The following is a 21,420-nucleotide window of genomic DNA, read 5'->3' on the forward strand; positions in this document are numbered from 1 at the left end:
ATCATGCCGTAGCGGGAGGCCTGCGCGGCCAGCGACGCCGGATCGGAGAGCTGGTCGGCATGCACCGACAGCGCCTGTTCCTCGTCGGCCAGGGCGGACGCCCGATTGCGCAGAGTGTTGGCCTGGAACGAGTTCTCCATCAACGCCAGGTTCAGCAGCAGCAGGCAGAGCAGACCAGCGCCCAGCAGGACCAGCAGCAACACGACGAAGGGACCCTTGCGGCCCCCGTCCGGCGCAGGCCGGACCACCGCGAGCCGCGCCCGGCTCGACGCCCGGCGCGGCTGCGGGCCGATGGCCGGAGCGGTCGCGGCGGCCGAGCGGGCCGCGGGCCGCCCCGTCGAGGGGGTCGGGGCGCTTGTCATCCGCCCAGGGCCCCCTTGCCCGGAGCCGGTCCGGGCGGAGCCGGTCCGGGCGGAGGCGGAACCGGAACGCCCGGCGCGGGCGAGCGGCTGCGCGGGAGCGGTCACGATGCACCTCCGGTCGGTTTCCGGGTGTGGTCCGGGTTCGGCGCGGTACGTTCGACGGCACGCAGGCGGACGGAGGCCGCCCGCGGGTTCTCGGCCTTCTCGGTCTCGCTCGCCGGTTCCGCACCTCGGGTCAACCAGCGCAACCTGGGGCCCGCGCCCTCGGGCACCACCGGCAGGTCCGGCGGGACCGAGGCCTCCGCGTAGCCGCGCAGTTGCCGCTTGACCAGCCGGTCCTCAAGCGAGTGGTACGACAGGACGACGAGCCGGCCGGACACGGCCAGCGCGTCGAAGGCCGCGGGCAACGCCCGGGCGAGCACGTCGAGTTCGGCGTTGACCTCGATACGTAACGCCTGGAAAGTGCGTTTTGCCGGATTGCCGCCGGTCCGCCGGGCCGGCGCCGGGATGGCGTCGCGTACCAGGTCGGCGAGCCGCGCCGAGGTGGCGAACGGGGTGACGGCCCTGGCCTGGACGATCGCACCGGCGATGCGGCGGGCGAAGCGCTCCTCGCCGTATTCCCGCAGGATGCGGGTCAGCGCGTCGGCATCGTAGGTGTTGAGGACGTCGGCGGCCGTCCTGCCCCGTGTCTGGTCCATCCGCATGTCCAGCGGCGCGTCCCGGGAGTAGGCGAACCCACGGTCGTCCGTGTCCAGCTGCAACGACGACACGCCGAGGTCGAACAGGATGCCCTGCACCACCGGATGACCGAGCCGGTCCAGGATCTCGGCCACCTCGTCGTAGACGGCGTGGACGAGCTCCACCCGGCCGGGGGCGAGCCCGTGCAGCCGCTCACCGCTGCGCTCCAGGGCGTCGGGGTCGCGGTCGAGCCCCACCAGCCGTACGTGCGGGAAGGCCGTGAGCACAGCCGCGGCATGCCCACCGAGACCCACCGTCGCGTCCACCACGATCGCTCCGGATGCCCGCAGGGCGGGAGCCAACAAAGTCAGTACACGGTCGGTCAGCACAGGCGTATGTGTGGCGTTCAGTGCTGAGCCTCCCTCGACCGCTCGTGGACCTCGTCTTCAGATGTGCTGACGGGCATGGGGGCTTCGTCGGCGGAAGCCACCGGGCGGCGGGCCCGGGTCGGGTGACCGGGGCCGACCGCCCTCGCGTACGTCCCGGATGCCGGCCGCCGGGGAAGGGACAGCCGGAGGGGACGGTGCGCGTGGCGAGCCCGCGGAGCACCCGGATCCATGAACCCAAGGCAGCTCAGATCACTCCGGGCAGGACCTCCTCGGACAGCTCGGCGAAGCTCTCCTCCTGGCTTTCCAGGTAGGCCTGCCACCGCTGGGCATCCCAGATCTCAATCCGGGTGTTGGCCCCATTGACCACGCAGTCGCGCATCAAGCCCGCGTAGGACCGCAGCGGAGCCGGAACCGTGATCCGCCCCTGCCGGTCCGGCACGTCGTCCGCGGCCGAGGAGAAGAACACCCGACTGTAGTCACGCAACGCCTTTGCGGTAACCGGAACGGTACGGAGGGACTCGCTGATCCGAGTGAACTCCGCCATCGGAAAGACGTACAGGCAGCGTTCCTGCCCCTTGGTGATCACAAGCCCCCCCTCCAACTCGTCGCGGAATTTCGCGGGCAGCGTCAGTCGCCCTTTGTCGTCGAGCCGCGGCGCGTGGCTGCCGAGAAACACCGGCAACCTCCTCGCCACTGCGAGGAAGACAGCGACAGGTCACCCCGCGACGGCCACCCGTAAGCTGCTGTCCCCCACTGCGCGCCACTCTACCCCACTCCCCCCCACCCGACACCCCCTCAACACCCCGCACCACCCCACCGAACCCCCTCTATCGGGGGTCGCCCGCGATACCTAAGAAGAAGGTGGTATAAATCGCAAAAAATCAGTACAAATGACTCTGGTGGGCGAAGGAACATTTGGTCTCACTCGCCGTCCCGGCGAGGCCGGTCAGCTACGGACACCTACCCCTCAATCTCCTGTCGGGTTCCGCTTCGAGGCATGTTTCCTCGACCACCACGGCCTGCGCGCCCGCGGTGGATGTCACACTCGGGGGGGGACAGGTCCCACCGGGGCCGGGTCCGCGCATCCCGACGCGCGACGCATCCCGACACTCGACACCCGGAGGGGGGCCAACCTCGTGGTGACCGACCCTGGTCTTCTGCACTGGCGTGACCCGGTGACCGACATCGGCCATCTCGCCGACGTCACCAATCGAGTGCGGACCAGCGTCGAGACGGTCATCGACGGCAAGTCCGAGGCGATCACGACGGCCCTGGTCGTGCTGCTGTCCGAGGGTCATCTGCTGATCGAGGACGTCCCCGGGGTCGGCAAGACCATGCTCGCCAAGGCCCTCGCACGGTNCATCGATGCCCGGGTGCGCCGCATCCAGTTCACTCCGGACCTGCTCCCCGGCGACGTCACCGGAGTCAGCATCTACAACCAGGGCACCCGTGACTTCGAGTTCCGTCCCGGCCCGGTGTTCGCCAACATCGTCGTCGGCGACGAGATCAACCGCGCCGAGCCGAAGGCGCAGTCGGCGCTCCTCGAATGCATGGAAGAACACCAGGTCACGGTCGACGGCGTCACCTACCGGCTCGAGTCACCCTTCATGGTGATCGCGACCCAGAACCCGGTGGAGATGGAGGGCACCCGGGCGTTGCCGGAGGCCCAGCGCGACCGTTTCACCGCCCGGATCTCGATGGGCTACCCCTCCCCCGCGGCCGAGCTGGAGATGCTCGACAGCCACGGCAACGCCAACCCGCTGGCCGGCATCACCCCGGTCACCGACGCCGCCGAGATCGCCAAGCTGATCGCACTCGTCCGCACGGTGCACGTCTCGCCCGAGGTGCGCCACTACATCGTCGACCTGGTCGGCGGGACCCGCACGCATCCCGAGATCGCGCTCGGCGCGTCCCCCCGGGCGGCGCTGCATCTCATCCGTGCTGCCCGGGCCCGCGCGGCCCTGGACCAGCGCGGTTTCGTCCTCCCCGACGACGTTCAGGAGATGGCTGTCCCGGTCATGGCGCACCGCCTACTGCTGCACCCCGAGATCATGCTCTCCGGGGAGCCGACGATCGAGGTCGCCGCCCGCATCCTGACCGACGTCCTGCGCCGGATTCCGATCCTTCGCCCCGGTACGGCACGCCCGACCCGGCACGGCCGTTAGAGCTCCGTGTGCGGAACCTCCGGGTGCGGAACCTCCGGGTGCGTGACTTTGTCGCGGCGCTGCGTGGCCTGACGATCCGCGGCCGGTCGTTCGTCGCCGCCGGCATCGCCTGCGCGGCGTCCGCGGCCGTGCTCGGCGAGCAGGACCTGCTGCGGATCGGCCTGCTCGTCATGCTCCTCCCCGTGCTCGCGGCGGCCTTCGTCTGCCGGACCCGCTACCGGCTCGCCTGCACCCGCCGGCTCGAACCGAGCCGGGTGACCGCCGGGGACCGGGTCTCGGTCCAGATCAGGCTGGAGAACGTCAGCCGGTCGCCGTCGTCGGTGCTCCTGCTGGAGGACGCTGCCGCGGACGGGCTGGGCGGCGGGGCCCGGTTCGTACTCGACCGGATCGAGCCCGGTGGCAGCCGGGACCTGTCCTATGTCCTCCACGCGGGGATGCGCGGCCGCTACCAGATCGGACCGATGGCGATCCGCCTCGGTGACCCGTTCGGGCTGTGCGAACTGTCGCGCAGTTTCCGCAGCCTGGACGAACTGGTCGTGGCCCCCCCGATCGAGCGGCTGCCGCCGGCCCGCCCGACCGGTGCCGCGCGCGTCAGCACCGAGCTGCGCCGCGCGACCGGGCTCGTGGGTGAGGACGAGACGACGACCCGTCCGTACCGGTCCGGCGACGACCTGCGCAAGGTGCACTGGAAGACGACCGCCCGCCGCGGCGAGCTGATGGTCCGGCGCGAGGAGCACCCGCGGACGGGCGGGGCGACCATCCTGATCGACACTCGGGCCCGGGCGTGGCCTGACGGGGGCCCGTCAGCGTCGTTCGAGTGGGCGGTGAGCGCGGTCGGGGCGATCGGCGTCCACCTCGTCCGGGGCGGGTACCGGGTCCGGCTGCTGACCGATCAGGGGCTGGCGGCCATCGCCGCGGAGGGTACCGTCGGCGGGCTCCTTGACGAGCTTTCGACGCTGACGCCCGCCCCCACCGAGTCCCTGTACCCAGCGCTCGCGGCCGGCCGCGGGCGAGTCGATCGCGGCGGCATGTTCGTCGCCGTCCTCGGCCACACCGATGCGCCCACCGCCACCGCGCTGGCCGGGCTGCGGCCCCGCAGCGCCCCGGCGATCGCGGTGCTCGTCAACGTGGCCAGCTGGAGCACCGCCGCGGCGGCCCCGAAGATCGCCGCCGACCTCGAAACGACGCACGCGGTGCTCACCCGCGCCGGCTGGGCGGTCCTCGGCGCGGCGGCGGGCACCAGCCTCGCGGCGATGTGGCCGCGGGTCGCCGCCCGGGCCCGGGGCCCGGGCGGCGTCGGTGCCCCGGGTGCCGCCGGAGTCTCCGGACGTCCCGGGGCCGCGGGACTCACCAGGACCGTGGGACTCACCGGGGCGACGGGACTCACCGGGGCGACGGGGCACACCGGCGATCTCCACACCGGCGGACGGTCGGTGCCGTGAACGCCCGCCCGGTGCCCACAGTGATCGCCACCGTCGCCTGTCTGCTGTCCACCAGCGCGCTGACCCGTCTGTTCGAGGGTGTCCTCTGGTGGTTCGGGCCGGTGCTCGTTGCCACGACCGTGGCCGTCGGGACGGGGGTGGCGAGCCGCCTGCTCCGGCTGCCGGCGGCGGCCGAGATCCTGCTCAGTCTGGTCGGCCTCATCGGCACCGTCACCGTGCTGTCCGCGCGGTCGACGGCGTTGCTGGGCTTCCTGCCGACCGCCACCACGGTCGAGACGCTGCACACGCTCATCTCCGCCGGCGGCTCCGACATCTCACGGCTGGCCGCGCCGGTGCCCGCCCGGCCGGGCCTGGTGGTCCTCACGGTGATCGGCGTCTACCTCCTGGTGATGATCGTCGATCTGATCGTGGTGAAGTTCGACCACCCGACGCTCGGCGGCCTTCCGCTGCTGGCGCTGTATGCGGTGTCGGCGGCGATTCTGCCCGGGGGGGTCGGCGTGGTGCCCTTCCTGCTCGGCGCGGTGAGCTTCATCGCCCTGCTCCTGCTCGACGGGCGGTTGGCGTACGAGCGATGGGGCCGGACCGTCTCCGACCAGCGGAGGGCTGGCGTCGAGATGTTCGGCGGTCGCATCGCCGTGGGCGCGCTCGGGGTCGCCGTCACCGCGCTGGTCGCCGCGATCGTGGTGCCGCTTGGCCTGCCGTCCCTTGACGGCGAGGGACTGGTGTCGCGCAAGGGTGGATCCGGTGCCGGGGACGGTCCGAGTTCGGCCAGCGTCGTGCAGCCGATCGTCTCGGTGAGCCAGCAGCTGCACGCCAGCACGGAGGTGCCCCTGCTTCGGCTGCGCTCCGACGAGCCGAAGTATCTGCGACTGACGGCGCTGGAGAACTTCGACGGCCAACTGTTCACCCTGCGGGCGTTGAATGCCACCCGGGAAGACCGGGTCAGCGAGGGATTACCGAAACCACGGACGGGCGGCGCTACCCAGTCGGTGCGTGCGGAGGTGGCCGTCACCGGGCGGTTCAACGAGCTGTATCTGCCGGTTCCGGGCATCCCAATCCGGATCGAGGGGCTGACCGGCGACTGGCGGCTGGCGAGCCCGACAGGCACGATCTTCTCGACCCGGACCTCGACGGCGAACGCGCACTACCAGGTGGACGCGGTGGTGCCGAATCCCACAAGCGCGCAGCTTCAGGCCGCGACCGGGCCGATCCCGGACTCGCTCGGCGTCGCGACCGCGCTCCCTGACAATCTCGATCCCCAGCTGCGTCAGCTCACCAAGGCCGTGACCGCGGGTGCGCGCACCCCCTATGAAAAGGTGTACGCGATCCAGGAATACCTGCGGGGGCCGCAGTTCACCTACGACCTCCGGGGCGCCCCCACCACGCAGGAGGGCGCGCTCAGCCAGTTCCTGTTCGACACCCACCGCGGCTACTGCGAACAGTTCGCCTCGGCCATGACGGTCATGGTGCGGATACTGGGCCTACCCGCCCGGGTCGCGATCGGCTTCGTCCCCGGGGAGCGGCAGAGCGACGGCAGCTACGTCATCACCAACCGGCAGGCGCACGCCTGGCCCGAGGTCTGGTTCCCGTCGATCGGCTGGATCAGCTTCGAGCCGACCCGCCGCAGCGACGGAACCACCTCGGCGCCGTCCTACGCCCCCGCCGGGCCCGAGGACCCCGACAACGACGCCGCCCTGCCGGAAGAGCAGGCTCAGGCCGAACCGCAGGCAGTGCCCGAGCCGGTGCCCGTGCCGGATACCTCCACGCCGGCTCCCGGCGACGATCCGACCGCGATGGGCGCTGCGCGGTCAGGTGACGACGCATCGACCTCCACCGAAATTCCCTCCTGGGTGGTCTGGCTGTGCGCTGCCCTGCCCGTCCTGGGCCTGCTAGCCGTTCCGGCGATCATCCGGATCCGGCGGAGGCGGGTCCGGCTGCGCCCGGCCGAAGACGATCCCCCAGATCCGTCTGGGGCGACGGTGGAACGGGTCCACGACGCCTGGGCGGAACTGCTGGACGTCGCCGCGGACCTGGGAATCATGATCCGGCCGAACGACTCGCCGCGGGCCGGAGTGGCCCGGCTGACCGCCTACCTGGACGCCGAGCCGACCACCGCACAGGCTCCGGGATCCGGCCCGGAACCGTCTGCGTGGCAGTCCGGGGGCAGCGAGCCCCCCACGACCTACCCGCAGGCCCGCGCGGCACTCGCCCGACTGGCCTCCGCGGAGGAGCGGGCCCGCTACGCGCCGCCGGAGATGGCCGCGCCGCCNTCCGTCGCAGACCTCAGCGAAGATGTCGTCCTGGCCACCACCACGCTGTTGGCGCTGGCACCGCGGGCCAGGCGGATGTTGGCGCGGATCGCCCCGGCATCGGTTCTCCGGCGCGCCGCGCCGGCCTCGGCGCGCGGACGGTCGAGGANGGGANGGGGAGGCGGTAAGGACGACGGACCCGCCACGCCCACCACGGTTCAGAACGAAGACAATCAGGACAATCAGGACTGGCTGGACGCGGTCAGGGACGGTCCTCCCAGCGCCGCCGCCACCGCTCCTCGACCCGTTCCATGAACGGAGCCCTAGCCCGCGGCTTCGGCTTCGATCCCCCCTGCACGCCGCCCGGCCGCCGGTGACCGGTGTCACGGCCGCTGATCCGGCGCAGGTCTGCCGCACCGCGCAGCGCGGCGAACAACATCATGAGGAAACCGAGGATGCCGAGGATCACCGTCAGCGGTACCCGGTTGAGTACCACACCGACGACCAGGACGGCCAGACCGAGGACGAAGACGACCGCGCTGCGGCGCACCCGGCGCAGCAGATAGGTACGGGGGTCCGTCGAACGCACGGTACTGGCAAACTTTGGATCGTCCTGTACGAGAGCGCGCTCGATCTGCTCCAGCAGGCGCTGCTCGTTCTCCGAGAGCGGCATCGACGCTCCTCCCACGACCTGTAGGCCCGGCGGACGGAACCTGATAACCAAGGATAGGCATGTGCGGGCGGGTGCGGTAGGCAACCTGTCATGCTGGTTGGAACCGAGCGATTCCCGTCACCTGGTCCGTGCCCGAACTGGGGTCTTTCATACCGGGAAATCCACGGTCACGGGAACCCGGCGGCGCCGGCTTCGCGAGCGGTACCAGCGGCACGACGGCGGGCAAGCACGTGCAGCTGTGCCGCGAGGTCACGGAACGGCTCCAGGGCGGCCGCGGCCAGTTCCAGGCGCAGCAGCCGCTGCGCGGTGAAGGGATCGGAGTCGACCCGCGCCCCGGGGACCAGGTCGGCGAACACGCGCACCCCGTGGACGTCGACGACGTCCGCGCCCGCCGCGTTCACCAGCGCGACGATCTCGGCGGTGGTGAACCCGGCGGGCGTCCGGGGCGCCCCGGCGCCCTGGCCGGTCAGCACGGCCTGCGCCTGCTCGAAGCGACCCGCCAGGGCGCGGGCGAGCACCGTGGCAGCCCGGCCCGCGACGACGAGGCTGAGAACGCCTCCCGGGCGCAGCACCCGCAGGGCCCCCGCCAGCGCGGCCTCGGGATCGTCAACGACGTCGAGGACGGAGTGGCACAGCAACAAATCGGCGGTCTCGGCTCCGACGATGCCGGTCAGGTCGGCCAGATCGCCCTGCTCGGCCGTGACCCGGTCGGCGACGCCCCGTTCGTCGGCGCGACGGCGCAACGCTGCCAGGGCGTCCGGCGACGGGTCCACGACGATCACCAGGTAGCCCTCGACCGCCAGGGGTACGGCGAAGCCACCACTCCCACCGCCCGCGTCAACGATGATCGGCGGGATGGCTGTGGCCGTCGGGGCCACCGACCAGGCCGGAACCCCCGCTGCCGATCCGGGCAGGACCGTCCGCAGGCCGTGCCAGATCGCGGCCTGCCGCAGATCCGCGCCGGTGACATGGCTGGTCATGCGCGTCGCGCCTCCTCACGCCGGCATCGTCGGCGCCGCCGTCAGCCCGCTCGCCCACGCCGGAGGACCAGGCGCGTCACCGACCCACGGTGAGGCCTATGGCGACCCCGACGACCAGCCCGCCAGCCGACAGCCCTACGACCCGCAGTACCCAGATGTTGCGACGCGCAACGGCGGACGGCACGGCCCGATGCGCGCCGCGGTGCCGATGCTCAGAACCGGTGAGGACCATCGATGATCTCCTGCTCCGCCAACCACTACCCCTCGGAAGGTAACCGATAGTGACCGATGCTCACCGTAAACGCAACCGCTCGTCACCCACCCGGGGCGCCGCCGGGCCGACCACGGTCAGCCTGCCCTCGGCCCGGCGACATGACCATCGTGACCTCCCCAGGCCCGACCGGACCGGTGCCGGCGATCATCGGTTGGGACGGGAGGCCCAGTACGCCCTCGACAACCCCGACGAACAGATCGACCTGACGGATCAGATCATCGGCCTCCCGCCTGGTCACTACCTTCAGCCCGGCCTCGGCCGCCGATCGCCGGGCGGCCCCCGCCGCGAAGAACTCCGCCCACTCCGCGAGCTCGGGGGCCACCCGGACAAGCAGGCACCAGGCACTCACGGGCCGACCGCGACGACCGGGACGGGGCCGGGCCCGGTCCGCCAGGACAGCGGCCGCCGCCCGCAGCGCCGCGAGGTGGGCGAGGGCGTAGCGCTCCCCGGCCGTCTGGGCGCACTCGGCCTCACCGAGACCGCGCCGGGCGGCGACCAACAGATCGTCGCGGGAGCGGCGAGGCAACCCCGCCGCCGGCACCAGGGTCCGTCCAACCGGCCCGGTGGATCCACCGTGCGGCCCGGTGGATCCACCGGGGCCGCCAAACGCACCCTTACCGCGGGCCGCTCCTCCCGCCGGGTCCGAGCCACTGTCCGAGCCACTGATCGGCCGACTGGTCACGGTGGTCACAACACCTCCCGAGTCTCGAACATAGGTTCGATCACGAAGTAGTGAACCCTCGCCAGCGCCGCCCGTCAAGCATCGAGGTATCGAACACGCGATCGAGCAGATCCGGCGACCTCGGACTCGACCACCCGAAGAAACCAGCCGAGGACGAGCAGGGCCACCACGTCGGGAACCCATCCCAGCCGCGGGTCCGCGACTTTCCCCCGACAGACATGTCCCGAATCCGCACCTGTCGTCCGGGCCACCCGGGTGACCCTCGGGTCGAGCGCATCCGGATCGGCCACGACAAGCGCCGTTCCGTCCAGCGCAAACCGGATGATGTTCACATCACGGTGACCCACGAGCCCGCTGGCGAACTCGCCGCGGGTCGACCTGAGCCAACGCAGCGTGGCACCGTCCGACAGGCGCACCCAGCCCCCGTGGCGGCCTGGCTCGAAGGCGGCCAGGGGCACCCGTCCCATGGGTTCGACCAGACGGATCCCGAAACCGTCGAGGTCGGTCTCCAGCACGAACGGCCGGCCGGCCGCCATCAGCTCGACCCGGCCCCGCGACCACCAGTCGGCCAGCACCGCGCCCTCGTCGGTCTCGACGTGCACGTGCCGGACCGAGGCGTGCCGGGATACCGACTCGATCCGGAAGATCAGCTCGTGCGGCAGTCCGCCGGCCCGCCGCGGGAGAAGGTCCGCCCCGGCCGTCGTCCGCGGTGTCCGGGTCCGGGTCACCGCCGGGGTCACCGCCGGGGTCACCGCCGGGCCCGCCGCCGACGCGGGCCGCCTCGCCAGGCTCCTGGGCACCGTGATCGCCATGTTCCCAACCCCCTCCGCCTCGCCGGCCGTCTCCCGGCCGTCTGCCGCCTCGATTTCGTGGACTCAGTGCACCTCCAAGCGATCAACACCCACTGCACGCACAATCACCAGAACCATTGAGAATGTGTTGATCGGAACACCTGGATTCCGCGATCGGGTCACACGACACCCCACGGAGTCGGACCGCCACCCGCGTCGCACCGGACACCGGGCGCCGGAGCAGGCCTGACGCGGAAACGACAGGGGGCCGTTCCAGATCGGTAGTTGCCGCCATGTCCCCTCCCGGCGCACGCTGCGGTAATACAGACATCACCGGGGGTCGTACGAGAGGACCAGATGCCTGACCGCGACAGCCTGCAGTTCGCCATCCTCGGCCCGTTGGAGATCACTGCCGGGGGAGCACCCATCGTGCTCGGCGGCACCCAGCGCAAGGTGCTGATGGCCGCGTTGCTGCTGGAAGCCGGTCAGGTGGTGCCCGGTCACCGGCTGCTGGNGGTGATCTGGGGGGGCCCACCGCCGGAGAAGGCGCTGGCCACATTGCGCACCCATGTCAGCGAGCTGCGGCGGCGGCTGGAGACCGGTTCCGAGGTGCTGTTGCGCAAGGGGACCGGGTACGTCCTTGACGTGCGCCCGGAGCAGATCGACTCCGAGCAGGCCCGTCGGCTGCTGGAACAGGGCCGGCGCGCGGTGGATGACGGTGACCCGGTGAGCGCGATCGCCCCGTTGCAGGAGGCCCAGGCCCTCTGGCGGGGACCGCCGCTGGTCGACCTGATCGACTACCCGTTCACCCGGGCCTACGTGGACGCCCTCGACGAACTCCAGCTCGACATCGCCAAGACCCGGATCGCCGCCGATCTCTCTCTGGGTCGTCATCGCGAGGTCATCGGGGATCTGCGCGTGCTGGTGACACGGCACCCCCACGACGACGGGCTGCGCCGAGAGCTGGTTCTCGCCTTCTACCGGGACGGTCGGATCGAGGACGCGGCCCGGGCCTGCCGGGAGGGCCTGGAGGCGCTGCACGACCTGGGGCTGGACTCCGCGATGTTGCAGCAGCTGCAGGAGGACGTGCTGCGCGGCGCGTCCAGCCTGGCCTGGACCCCGCCCCGCTCGCTCGACCGGCGGGTCTCCNTGGCGCCCNCNAGCCAGGGGGGGNACCAGCTGCCCCCNGACATCCGCGAATACACCGGGCGCGACACGATCCAGGCCCAGGTGCACGCCATGCTGACCGATCCGGTCGGGCTGTCACGGGGAACCGTGGTGGCGGCGTTCGCGGGTAAGGCCGGCGCCGGCAAGACCGCCCTGGCCGTGCACATCGCGCATCGCGTCCGCACGGGGTTCACCGACACGCTGTACGTGGACCTGCGGGGCAACAGCACCCCGCTGGCCCCGGCCCGGGTGCTGTCCCGGTTCGTCCAGACGCTCGGGGTCAGCCGCTCCGCGGTACCGGCCGACCCCGACGATCTCGGCGAGATGTACCGGGAGCTGCTCGCGACCCGCAAGGTCCTGATCATCCTCGACAACGCGGGGGGCGAGGCACAGATCCGGCCGCTGCTGCCGACCAGCCCGGGCTGCGCGGTCATCATCACGAGTCGGTCGCGGCTGCACGGTCTGAGCGCCCCGTACTGGATGGTGGACGTCCTGCTGCCCAGTGACGCGGTGGAGCTGCTGGCCAAGATGGTCAGCACGCAGCGGGTCGACACCGAGCCCGAGGCCGCGCGTGACATCGTCGGCCTGTGCGGCTACCTACCGCTGGCGATCCAGATCGCCGGGCGCAAGCTGGCCGCCCATCCGCACTGGAAACTGGCCCGCCTGGCCGGGCGGCTCGCCAACGAACGCGACCGGCTGTCCTGGCTGGAGGCCGGCGACCTGGAGATCCGGGCCAGCTTCTCGCTGAGCTACGAGGGCCGGCCGCCGGACGAGCAGCGCGCCTTCCGGCTGCTGTCGCTGCCCGCGATGAGCGATTTCGCGCCATGGGCCGCGGCGGCGGTCCTCGACCTCGACCTCGACGAAGCCGAGGACGTCGTCGACCGGCTCGCCGACGCCCAGCTACTCGAACGACGTGGCGCCGACCGGACGGGAACCGAGCGCTACCGCTTTCACGACCTGCTCCGGGTGTTCGCCCGGGAGCGCGAGACCGGGGTCGGCACCCCGCTCGGCCACCCCGCGGCCCCGGGTCGGATCCCCGAGGCCGGCGGGGACAACCGTCACACCGGCAACGGGCACACCGGCAACGGGCACACCGGCAACGGGCACCACGACGCTGCCGGGGCCCCCTCCGCCGGGGCCCCCTCCACCGAGGCCCCCTCCACCGAGGCCCCCTCCACCGTGTCCGGAGAACACCGGGCGGCCTTGGGGCGGCTGCTGTACGCCTATCTGGCGATGCTGCGGGAGGCGGTCGACACCTTCAGCCCCGGCGGGGTGCGCACCCTCACCCCCGCCGCCGAGGACGCGGCGGCGCTCACGACGGGGGCCGTGTTTCGGTTTGAACAGGCAGGCGTCGCCGACCTGGTCGGTCGGCCGCTGGTCTGGTTCGGCGGGGAACGGGGAAACCTCCTGAGCCTGATCGACCAGGCCCACGCGGCCGGTCTCGACGAGCCGACCTGGCTGCTCGCCACCGAGGCCGCCGAGTTCTACGCCTTCGCGGCGCACTGGGGCGACTGGGAGCAGAGCCACGTCCTGGGGCTGGCCGCGGCCCGCCGGGGCGGGCACCGCCTCGCCGAGGCGACGCTGCTGACCAACCTCGCCGAGCGCGACATCACGCTGGCCTTCGAGGACGCCTTCTGGCGACTGGACGCGGACGGCACGGACCCCGACGGTCAACCGGCGGTCGAGGTCTACCGGGCTACGGTCGACCACCTGGCGCTGGCCACGGAACGCCTCACCCGCGCCCGGAAGATCTTCGTCGACTTCGGCGACGAGCTGGGTGAGGCCCGGACGCTGCGCGGGCTGGCCGACGCCTGCCGCGGTCGGGGGGAGTTCTCCGCGGCCCTGGTCCACTTCGAGGCCGGCCTGGAGATGATGCGCCGGGGCGGCGCCCGCAAGGCCGAGGCGGAGACCCTGGTGAACGTCGCCATGGTCCACGGCGACCGGGACGAGCTCACCGACGGCATCAACTGCCTGACGATGAGCCTGTCGATCGCCCGCGAACTCGGCAACCGCCCGCTGGAGGCGCTGGCCCTGCGCCGGTTGGGCGATCTCCACCGTTTCCAGTACCGGTTGGACCGGGCTCTGGCAAGCTACAACGAGAGCCTGCCGCTGCTCGCCGAGCTACCCGACACCCGCTGGGAGCCACGCGTGCTCATCCGCCGGGGTGACATCCTCGCCCAGATGGACGACCATCCGGCGGCGCGGCGATCCTGGCAGCAGGGCATCACGCTGCTACGTCAGCAGGGCTCCCCCGAGCTGCCGGCCGCCGAGGAACGGCTGAGCGCACCGGTCACGGCCGAGCCCACCCAGTTCACCAGCGGGCGGCTGCTCAGCACGTTCGACCCGGCGTACTTCATCGCCCGGATCGCATCGTCCCGGCGCAGCGTCCGGTTACTCAACACCTGGACGGATCTGGCGACCCCCGAGCACCGGACCGCCTTCGCCGACGCGGTGCTCGCGGCGGTCGACGCCGGAGCGATCATTCAGGTGCTCCTACTCGACCCGGACTCCCCGGCCGTGGCCGGACGAGCCGCCGACCTCCTGCACAGCGTCGACGTACCGGGCATGATCCGCTCGAACCTGCTGGTCCTCGAGGCACTGCGGGATCGGCTCGCTCCCGTCCTGCGCTCCCGGCTCGCGGTGCGTCTCTACACCGAACAGCCCCTGACGACGTATCACCGCTGGGACACCGGGGCGCTGGTCTCGACGTTCCCCGTCGGGTACTCCTCGGCCGCCGCGACCCAGCACGAGGCGGCCGTCTCCTCCACCCTGGTCCAGTTCGTCGAACAGCACTTCGAGCGGCTCTGGAGTCTGGAAGGGAGCACCGCCTTGGACGACTATCTGCGGGTGCCGCTGCGCGTCTCCCCGTCGGACGCGGGCCATCTCGAGGTACAGGCCGAGTTCGTGCGCCTCGACGGGGCGGTGTACGTCTCCTCCCCCGACCTCGTCGCGCTGCTGGGCCGCGGCGGTCCGGACGGCCTGCTCGCGGAGGTGGCGGGCGACGGTCGGCATGTACTGGCTGGAACCGGACGGTGCCGGATGGTACCCCTGCGCGACAACGACGGCGCCGGGGCCGTGGCCACGGCCTTCGCCGACAAGTACGGGGCCGCCCGGGACAGCTTGCTGCGCCTGTCATCGGTGCGGCGATGAGCACGCTTGTCACCGTCGACTTCTGGCGGGTGCCCCGGCGACGGATCGGTTACGCCCTGGCGCGGATGGCCGCCGACCGTACCGCCCTGCGGCACACACCGGGACTGACCTTCGCAAAACTGCTGGGCACCGGTTCGGCGAGCAGTTTCACCCTGCGCGACGCCGATCCGTGCCAGTGGGCGATGGTCGCCGTCTGGTCCTCCCCGTCGGCGGCCCGTTCCTTCGAACGATCCGCGCCGGTGCGGGCATGGTCGTCGCTGGCCGAAGAACGCTGGCGGATCGACCTTCACCCGCTGTCGTCACGTGGGCGGTGGTCACGGCAGGAGCCCTTCGGCGACCCGGCGGCGTCGAACGTTCCGCCTCCCGCGAGCGCCCCCGCGGCGGTCGCGGTGATCACCCGGGCCCGCATCGCCCTGCGGCACACCCTCGCCTTCCGCCAAGCGGTGCCGGCGGTGGCGGTCGACCTCGCCGAGGCCGAGGGTCTGATCTTCGCGGCTGGCATCGGGGAGGCGCCGATCGGCTTACAGGGAACGTTCAGCCTCTGGCAGGACGCGGCGTCGCTGCGCAGGTTCGCTTACGGCCGCCCCGCGCACAGCGAGGTCGTCCGGCGCACACCGATGGTCGGCTGGTACAGCGAGGAACTGTTCGCGCGGTTCGCGGTGCTCGGCTCGCGGGGGACGCTGGGCGGGCGGGATCCTCTCCTGCAGGTCAGCCCCGGGCCGACGTTGACGCCGCGTTGAAGATCCGGCCACGGCCCCCCGCCGTATCCGGGCGGGGACACGGCCTGCTTTGACACCCCGTTGAACGGCACCCGCCACCGTGGAGGGGCCGCCCGTACCTTCCCACGCCCCGCACCTTCCCACGAACCGGGTGAAGCAAGCCGCATGTCGATACCCCGCGAGCAGGCGCCCTGGACGCAGCCCCCCCGCCGTCGGGTTCTGATCGCGACACCGGTGAGCGAACGGGTCGCGCGGCTCGTCACTCGGCACGACGCCGCCCGGCTACGCCCGGAGCTGGCCACCCGGCCGACGGGCCTGGCCGACGCCCTGGTCGAACTGCGGCCGCACACCCTCGTCGTCGGGGTGAACGCGGTGGATGGACCGGCACTCGAACGGTGGGCCACCGCGGTCCGCACGGACCCGGCGGAGGCCGGCCGGGACCGACCCCTGCTGCTGGTCCGCCGGGGCACCTCCCTCGCTGCCGTCGACCTGGCCGCCGCGGCCCGCCACCGGATCGAGGTGCGCAACACCCCCGAGGTCAACGCCCGGCACGTCGCCCGGTTCATCGTCGACCGGCTGTTCGACCCGCTCGGCCACGCACCCGGCGCCGAGTCGGCCGGGGCCGCCACGCGCACCGATCGGCCGGGCGTGCTCGGCCTCGTCGGCGCCGGAAACATCAACAGCCGGGTCGCCCGGGAGGGCGTCGCACGCGGCTGGCACCTGGCCGTGCACGCTCCCTCACTCGCGGCGAGGCCGGCGACGGTCGCGCTCTGGGCGGCGAAGCACCGACTGCCGGTAGACCGGATCCACGTCGCCCGCACCGTCGAGGACGTCCTCGACGCCGCCGATCTGATCAGCATCGCCGCGCCCCTCGTGCACGACGGGCCCCGGATATCCGCGGGCATGATCGACATGCGGCACGTCAAGTCGTTCACCGGCCGCCGACTCGTGTCGGTCAGCGAACCGCACGTCTTCACCGACCGGGCGCTGGTCGACGCCTACGACCGCCGCGACCTGGAGGTCGTGATCGACAACGCCCCCCGGTTCCTCGGCCCGGTCCGCGAGCTGCTCGCGGGGCGGATCGCCGAGGACGGCGGGGAGCCGCGGCGCGGATTCACTCTCTGCTCCGTGGCGATGCACAGTCCCGCCTGCAGCAACGATCTCGATCAGGCGTTCCTCGCGGTGGTCGGACGGGCCGACCTGGACGACCTCACCGGGAACGACCTCACCGGGAACGACCTCACCGGGAACGGCCCGAAGGACGATCGTCATGACCTGGCCGATCGCCGGGGCGATCGGCGGGGCACCGGCCGCCGGGCCGTCGAGGACCCGGCCTCTGACGGTTCCGCCGTCGACAAGCACGACGTGGTGGTCGTCGGCGGCGGGATCGTCGGACTCACGATCGCGCTCGTGCTGCGGCTGCGGGGCCACCCCGTCCGGGTCCTCGACGCCGCGCCTGCCGACCGGGCAGACCCTGCCGCCCAGGGCACGACGTTCGCGGGGACGAACGGTCGGCACCTGTCGGCGACCGAGACCCTGCCGCAGGCGGACGCGAGCCGCGCGGGTGTCCTCGATCGCGATCCGACGCACGGCGGCTGGCGGCTACGGGACCCGGAGTCGCTGTCGGAGCCGGAGAGGGCCTGGGCCGGCGCCTTCGAGCAGTGCGCCGACCGTCCCGGGCTGCACGCGGTGGCCCGGGACCTGGTGATCGCCCTGAACCGGCTGGGGTTGCGCGGGTGGGAGCATCTTTTCGCGCTCGCCGACGGCGGGGACGGGCTCGCTGCCGGGTGCGGGTTGCGCTGGGACGCCCGCATCCCGCGGATCTATCTCGGTCCGGACGACCTCGCCGCGGGCGAGCGGCTGCAGCGGTCCGCGGGGGGGCGGGTCGTTCGGTTGTCCCGGGCGGACCTGGTTCGCGACTGGCCCGCGCTGGGCCGCTCGGTCCCGCTGCCCGACGGCGTCCGGGAGGTGACCGCAGCGGTCGAGGTGGACGGCTACGCGGTCAACATCCACGATCTGGCCACGGTACTCATCGACCGGCTGCGGGCCGCGGGCGTCGAGGTGCGCGCCGGCACCCGGGTGGAACGCATCGAGACCGACATCGAGACCGACATCGAGACCGACATCGAGACCGACATCGACGGGAACCTCGACGGGAACCCCGACGGCAACGGGAACGAGGCCGGGCACGAAATCGGGAACGGAGCCGGCAGCGGGGTCCGGCTGCATCTCGCGGACGGCTCGACCCTGCGCACCGGCTGGGCCGTGGTGACCGTGGCCGGCCGCGACCTGCAGCGGCTGCTGGGCGCCGCCTGGCCCGGCGCCGGTGCCGTCGCGCATCTGCTCGGCCTCTCGCTGACCCTGCCGAACCCGGGTCTGCGACGGCCGGTGAAGGTCCACGCCGGAGATCCCCTAGGTGTGATCAATGTGACGCTGTCCGCCGATGGTGCCAGGATCCATGTCAGCGGCGGATTCGGGTATCTGGGCACCGCCGTGCGGGCGGCCGCGGACAGCGGCGTCGCCCGTCTGCGCGCGGTTTTCGAGCAGGCGGTCGCCGGCCTGTTCCCGACGCTGCGCCGGCCTGACGGCAGCGTGGAGATGCTCGACGTCCGCGTCTGCGAGCGCCCGGCGACCCCGGACGGCCTCCCCCTTGTCGAGGCCGTGGCAGACCACGGCGGCCGGGTGATCGTGGCGGCAGGGACGAACGCGGGTGGCACCGTGCAGGCCCCGGCGGTGGCCATGCTGGTGGCCGACCTCCTCGCCGGCACGCCGCGCTGCGCCACGCTCGCCATGGCCGGTGATCGGGCCGGTCTCCCACCCATCCGGAGTTAGCACCCTCCACATCAGTGGAATGACGTTACGTAGCAGTAATTCCCATCGCCGAGCGGTGCCGGCGGGCGGCGAGTTATCGTCGAGCGACGTGATGGTGCGCCCCAGCCTCCTGGCTCGCCGGACCCGACTCGTGGGGCCAGGTCGGCGATCCGGGCGCGGACAGGAGGCGACGCCGGTGACCGACGTGGACGTGAGGGTGGTCCGCTGGTCCCCGAGCCGGATGCGCACCCGGCTCGACGATGTCATCGCGGTCTACAAGGCCGCTTTCCTCGATCACCACGAGCCTGACCCGCAGCGGGCCGCCCGGGACCGGGCCGCCCATGCGCGCCGGCACTTCGAGCGGCGGGACCTTCGTGCCGTGGCGGCCGTCACACCCGACGACGAACTCATCGGGATCACCTACGCCCTGCCCGGCCGGGTCGGCCAGTGGTGGCACGACGTCGTCGCCGGCGCGCTCCCGCCGGACTCGGCCGCGTACTGGCTCGACGACTGTCTCGAGATCGTGGAGCTGCACGTCCTGCCCGCCTACCAGGGCCGGGCGATCGGGCGCACCATACTGCGGGAGCTGCTGCGCGGGGCCCCGCAACGCACGGCCGCGCTGTCCGCCCTCGAACCCCCGGGCAGTCCGGCGCGCCGGTTGTACGATCATGAGGGATTCGTTCCATTGTTGTCCGACTTCCAGTTCCCCGGGACCCTCACCCCCTACGCCGTGCTCGGCAAGGAGCTCCGCGGACGCTCCCCCGCCCGTCCCGACGCTGCCTCCGCCCAAGGAGCCGACCGGCACGCACCGGTACGATGACCGCCGACGCGCTCTTCACCGGATCGGCGCGGCCGGCGCGGCCCACCGCGGTGCCGTGGATCTTCGCGGCGGCCACCGTGGCGGTGCAGCTCCCCTGTCCGTTGGTCACCGGATCCGCCGGGGCGGCGCTCGCCATCGCCTCGATCGTGCTGTTCTTCGCCTCCTCGGTGAGCCACGCCCTGCTCACCCGTGGCCGAGCGTGGACCGCCGGGTTTCTCGCCGTGACCGTCGGCGGCGGGCTGCTCGTGGAGACCGTGGGCGTGCACACCGGCTGGCCCTTCGGCCGCTACGTCTACGGCNNNNCNCTGGGCNCCNGCCTGTACGGCGTCCCGGTCGTGGTGCCGATGGCCTGGGCGATGGCGACCTACCCGGCGTATGTCCTGGCCCGTCGCCACCACCGCGGCCGGGCGCGCACCGTCGTGCTGGCCGCGCTCGTCCTCGCGGCCTGGGATCTTTTCATCGACCCGCAGATGGTCGCCGCGGGGTACTGGCGGTGGCTCGGCGGCGGCCCGACGCTCAACGGAATCCCACTCACCAACACCGCCGGCTGGGTGGCCGTCGCGATCGCCATGACCGCGGCGTTGACGGCGCTTCCGGACCAGGCCGGGAGCACGGCTCGCGACGAGCGCGCCCCGCTCGCCCTTCTCCTGTGGGCCTACGTCTCCTCGACGCTGGCGAACCTCACCTTCTTCGACCGTCCCGGTGTGGCCGCGGCCGGCGGGATCGCGATGGGGGCTGCGCTCGTCGCGGCGGCCCGGGCCGGACCCCGGGACCGTGCCCGGGCCGGGGACCGCCCGGTCCCGGCGGGCTCCCCACCACGATGACGGCGCCGTGGCGGACAGGGCACGGGACGAGGCACCGGACGGTACCGAGATCCCCGGCCCGGTGGCTTGCCGGGCGATGCTGGTCGGGTGCGGTACGGTCCGCCGCGGTGGCGTCCACCGCCATCGCCGTGCACACGGCGGTGAACGCGCGGCTGCTACGCGTCCCACCGCCGGCCCGGCCGGTACGCGAACGGGTGACGGTCGTGCTACCCGTCCGCGACGAGGCCAGGAGCCTGCCGCGGTGCCTGTCGGCCCTGCTCGGCTCACGGTGGGTGCCCGACCTCGAGATCCTCGTCTACGACGACGGTTCCACCGACGGCACCGGGGAGATCCTCGCGCGGTGGGCGGCGAGGGACAACCGGATCGTCGCGCTGCGCGGTGCGGAGCCGCCCGCCGGCTGGCTCGGCAAACCGCACGCCTGCGCCCGGGCCGCGGCGGCGGCCACGGGCACGGTCCTCGTCTTCGTCGACGCCGACGTCACGGTGGCCCCCGACGGCGTCGCGCGGACCGTTCTCCTCCTGCGGGACGCCGGCCTCGACCTCGTCTCGCCCTACCCGCGTCAGGAGGCGGCCGGTGTCGCCGAAAGGCTGATCCAACCCCTGCTCCAGTGGTCGTGGCTGGCGCTGCTGCCGCTGCGGCTGGCCGAACGCTCCGCCCGGCCGTCGCTTTCGGCGGCGGGCGGACAGCTGCTGGCCGTGGACGTGGCGGCCTACCGCCGGGCCGGCGGCCACGAGGGTGTCCGGGACCAGGTCATCGAGGATGTCGCCCTGCTGCGCAGGCTCAAGCGTGCCGGCGGGCGGGGAGTGGTCGTGGACGGCACCGATCTCGCGGTCAACCGGATGTACTCCGGATGGTCACAGCTGCGGGACGGCTACGCGAAGTCGCTGGCCGTCGCCGGTGGAAGCACGCTCGGCAGCGTCGGGCAGATCGGCATGCTGGCCTGGCTGTTCGTCGTGCCGGCGGTGGCGGCACTGGGTGGCTCGGGCCCGGGCGCGGTCGGGTACCTCGCCGGGGTCGCCGGCCGGGTGCTCGCCGCCCGCCGCACGGGCGGCCGGAGCTGGCCCGACGCCGCCGCTCATCCGGCTTCCGTGAGCCTGTTGGGCTACCTGACTGCGGTGTCGTGGTGGCGTCGTCGGCGGGGTACCGCCCGATGGAAGGGACGACCGGTTACCCGCTGCCCCTGACCACTGGTCCGCACCCCGCACCCCGCACCCCGCCAGGAGCTTCCCTTGCCCCTCCGGCGG

General features: G+C 72.6%; 16 protein-coding genes. 9 read left to right on the forward strand and 7 right to left on the reverse strand.

Annotated features, from left to right (window positions below; all coding sequences use genetic code 11):
- Positions 1-463 precede the first annotated feature (463 nt).
- Together rsmH and mraZ are read right to left on the reverse strand one after the other, a co-directional pair.
- The gene (gene rsmH, locus ALLO2_RS07045; protein WP_035730593.1) at positions 464-1,450 is read right to left on the reverse strand and encodes a 16S rRNA (cytosine(1402)-N(4))-methyltransferase RsmH; all 987 of its coding nucleotides are present in this window, start codon (positions 1,448-1,450) and stop codon (positions 464-466) included.
- A gap of 223 nt (positions 1,451-1,673) precedes the next feature.
- The gene (gene mraZ, locus ALLO2_RS07050; protein ID WP_011435848.1) at positions 1,674-2,105 is read right to left on the reverse strand and encodes a division/cell wall cluster transcriptional repressor MraZ; all 432 of its coding nucleotides are present in this window, start codon (positions 2,103-2,105) and stop codon (positions 1,674-1,676) included.
- A 460-nt stretch (positions 2,106-2,565) separates the two neighbouring features.
- Between mraZ and ALLO2_RS07055 the strand changes: the two genes are divergently transcribed.
- From ALLO2_RS07055 to ALLO2_RS07065, 3 genes are read left to right on the forward strand one after another with little or no spacing between them, the layout of a single operon-like run.
- Positions 2,566-3,594, forward strand: a complete 1,029-nt coding sequence (locus ALLO2_RS07055) for a MoxR family ATPase (RefSeq protein ID WP_035730595.1) — start codon at positions 2,566-2,568, stop codon at positions 3,592-3,594.
- A 38-nt stretch (positions 3,595-3,632) separates the two neighbouring features.
- Positions 3,633-5,036: a DUF58 domain-containing protein gene (locus ALLO2_RS07060; RefSeq protein ID WP_035730682.1), complete on the forward strand. Its 1,404-nt coding sequence runs from the start codon at positions 3,633-3,635 to the stop codon at positions 5,034-5,036.
- Positions 5,033-7,600 carry a transglutaminaseTgpA domain-containing protein gene (locus ALLO2_RS07065; RefSeq protein WP_232234945.1) on the forward strand — a complete coding sequence of 856 codons (2,568 nt, stop codon included), beginning with the start codon at positions 5,033-5,035 and terminating at the stop codon, positions 7,598-7,600. Before ALLO2_RS07060 ends, ALLO2_RS07065 begins: the two co-directional genes overlap by 4 nt.
- On the opposite strand, the gene ALLO2_RS07070 is transcribed toward ALLO2_RS07065, so the two are convergent.
- The 5 genes from ALLO2_RS07070 to ALLO2_RS07090 all read right to left on the reverse strand — a co-directional run bounded on the left by ALLO2_RS07070 (position 7,548) and on the right by ALLO2_RS07090 (position 10,706).
- On the reverse strand, positions 7,548-7,958 hold the full coding sequence (locus tag ALLO2_RS07070; RefSeq protein ID WP_011435844.1) for a DUF3040 domain-containing protein: 411 nt from the start codon (positions 7,956-7,958) through the stop codon (positions 7,548-7,550). The genes ALLO2_RS07065 and ALLO2_RS07070 overlap by 53 nt on opposite strands.
- Before the next feature lie 167 nt (positions 7,959-8,125).
- On the reverse strand, positions 8,126-8,938 hold the full coding sequence (locus ALLO2_RS07075) for a bifunctional 2-polyprenyl-6-hydroxyphenol methylase/3-demethylubiquinol 3-O-methyltransferase UbiG (protein WP_011435843.1): 813 nt from the start codon (positions 8,936-8,938) through the stop codon (positions 8,126-8,128).
- Positions 8,939-9,014: 76 nt separating this feature from the next.
- Positions 9,015-9,170 carry a hypothetical protein gene (locus ALLO2_RS26965; protein ID WP_023840958.1) on the reverse strand — a complete coding sequence of 52 codons (156 nt, stop codon included), beginning with the start codon at positions 9,168-9,170 and terminating at the stop codon, positions 9,015-9,017.
- Positions 9,171-9,252: 82 nt separating this feature from the next.
- Positions 9,253-9,894 (reverse strand): SAV_6107 family HEPN domain-containing protein, encoded by a 642-nt coding sequence (locus tag ALLO2_RS24070; protein ID WP_011435842.1) that lies wholly within the window; start codon positions 9,892-9,894, stop codon positions 9,253-9,255.
- Positions 9,895-9,968: 74 nt separating this feature from the next.
- On the reverse strand, positions 9,969-10,706 hold the full coding sequence (locus ALLO2_RS07090) for a hypothetical protein (RefSeq protein ID WP_035730599.1): 738 nt from the start codon (positions 10,704-10,706) through the stop codon (positions 9,969-9,971).
- 336 nt (positions 10,707-11,042) lie between these two features.
- Here ALLO2_RS07090 and ALLO2_RS07095 point away from each other — a divergent pair, with 336 nt between their 5' ends.
- The 6 genes from ALLO2_RS07095 to ALLO2_RS07120 all read left to right on the forward strand — a co-directional run bounded on the left by ALLO2_RS07095 (position 11,043) and on the right by ALLO2_RS07120 (position 21,360).
- Positions 11,043-15,002 (forward strand): BTAD domain-containing putative transcriptional regulator, encoded by a 3,960-nt coding sequence (locus tag ALLO2_RS07095; RefSeq protein ID WP_035730601.1) that lies wholly within the window; start codon positions 11,043-11,045, stop codon positions 15,000-15,002.
- Positions 14,999-15,742 (forward strand): hypothetical protein, encoded by a 744-nt coding sequence (locus ALLO2_RS07100; RefSeq protein ID WP_011435839.1) that lies wholly within the window; start codon positions 14,999-15,001, stop codon positions 15,740-15,742. Before ALLO2_RS07095 ends, ALLO2_RS07100 begins: the two co-directional genes overlap by 4 nt.
- Before the next feature lie 144 nt (positions 15,743-15,886).
- Positions 15,887-18,553, forward strand: a complete 2,667-nt coding sequence (locus tag ALLO2_RS07105) for an FAD-dependent oxidoreductase (RefSeq protein WP_023840956.1) — start codon at positions 15,887-15,889, stop codon at positions 18,551-18,553.
- 220 nt (positions 18,554-18,773) lie between these two features.
- Positions 18,774-19,352, forward strand: coding sequence for an N-acetyltransferase (locus tag ALLO2_RS07110; protein ID WP_232234953.1), 579 nt, complete (start codon positions 18,774-18,776; stop codon positions 19,350-19,352).
- Positions 19,349-20,176, forward strand: a complete 828-nt coding sequence (gene cruF / locus ALLO2_RS07115) for a bisanhydrobacterioruberin hydratase CruF (RefSeq protein ID WP_035730602.1) — start codon at positions 19,349-19,351, stop codon at positions 20,174-20,176. Before ALLO2_RS07110 ends, cruF begins: the two co-directional genes overlap by 4 nt.
- Positions 20,173-21,360 (forward strand): glycosyltransferase family 2 protein, encoded by a 1,188-nt coding sequence (locus ALLO2_RS07120; protein ID WP_011435835.1) that lies wholly within the window; start codon positions 20,173-20,175, stop codon positions 21,358-21,360. Before cruF ends, ALLO2_RS07120 begins: the two co-directional genes overlap by 4 nt.
- Positions 21,361-21,420: the final 60 nt, after the last annotated feature.

The organism is Frankia sp. Allo2 (genome assembly GCF_000733325.1).
GTDB lineage: Bacteria > Actinomycetota > Actinomycetes > Frankiales > Frankiaceae > Frankia > Frankia casuarinae.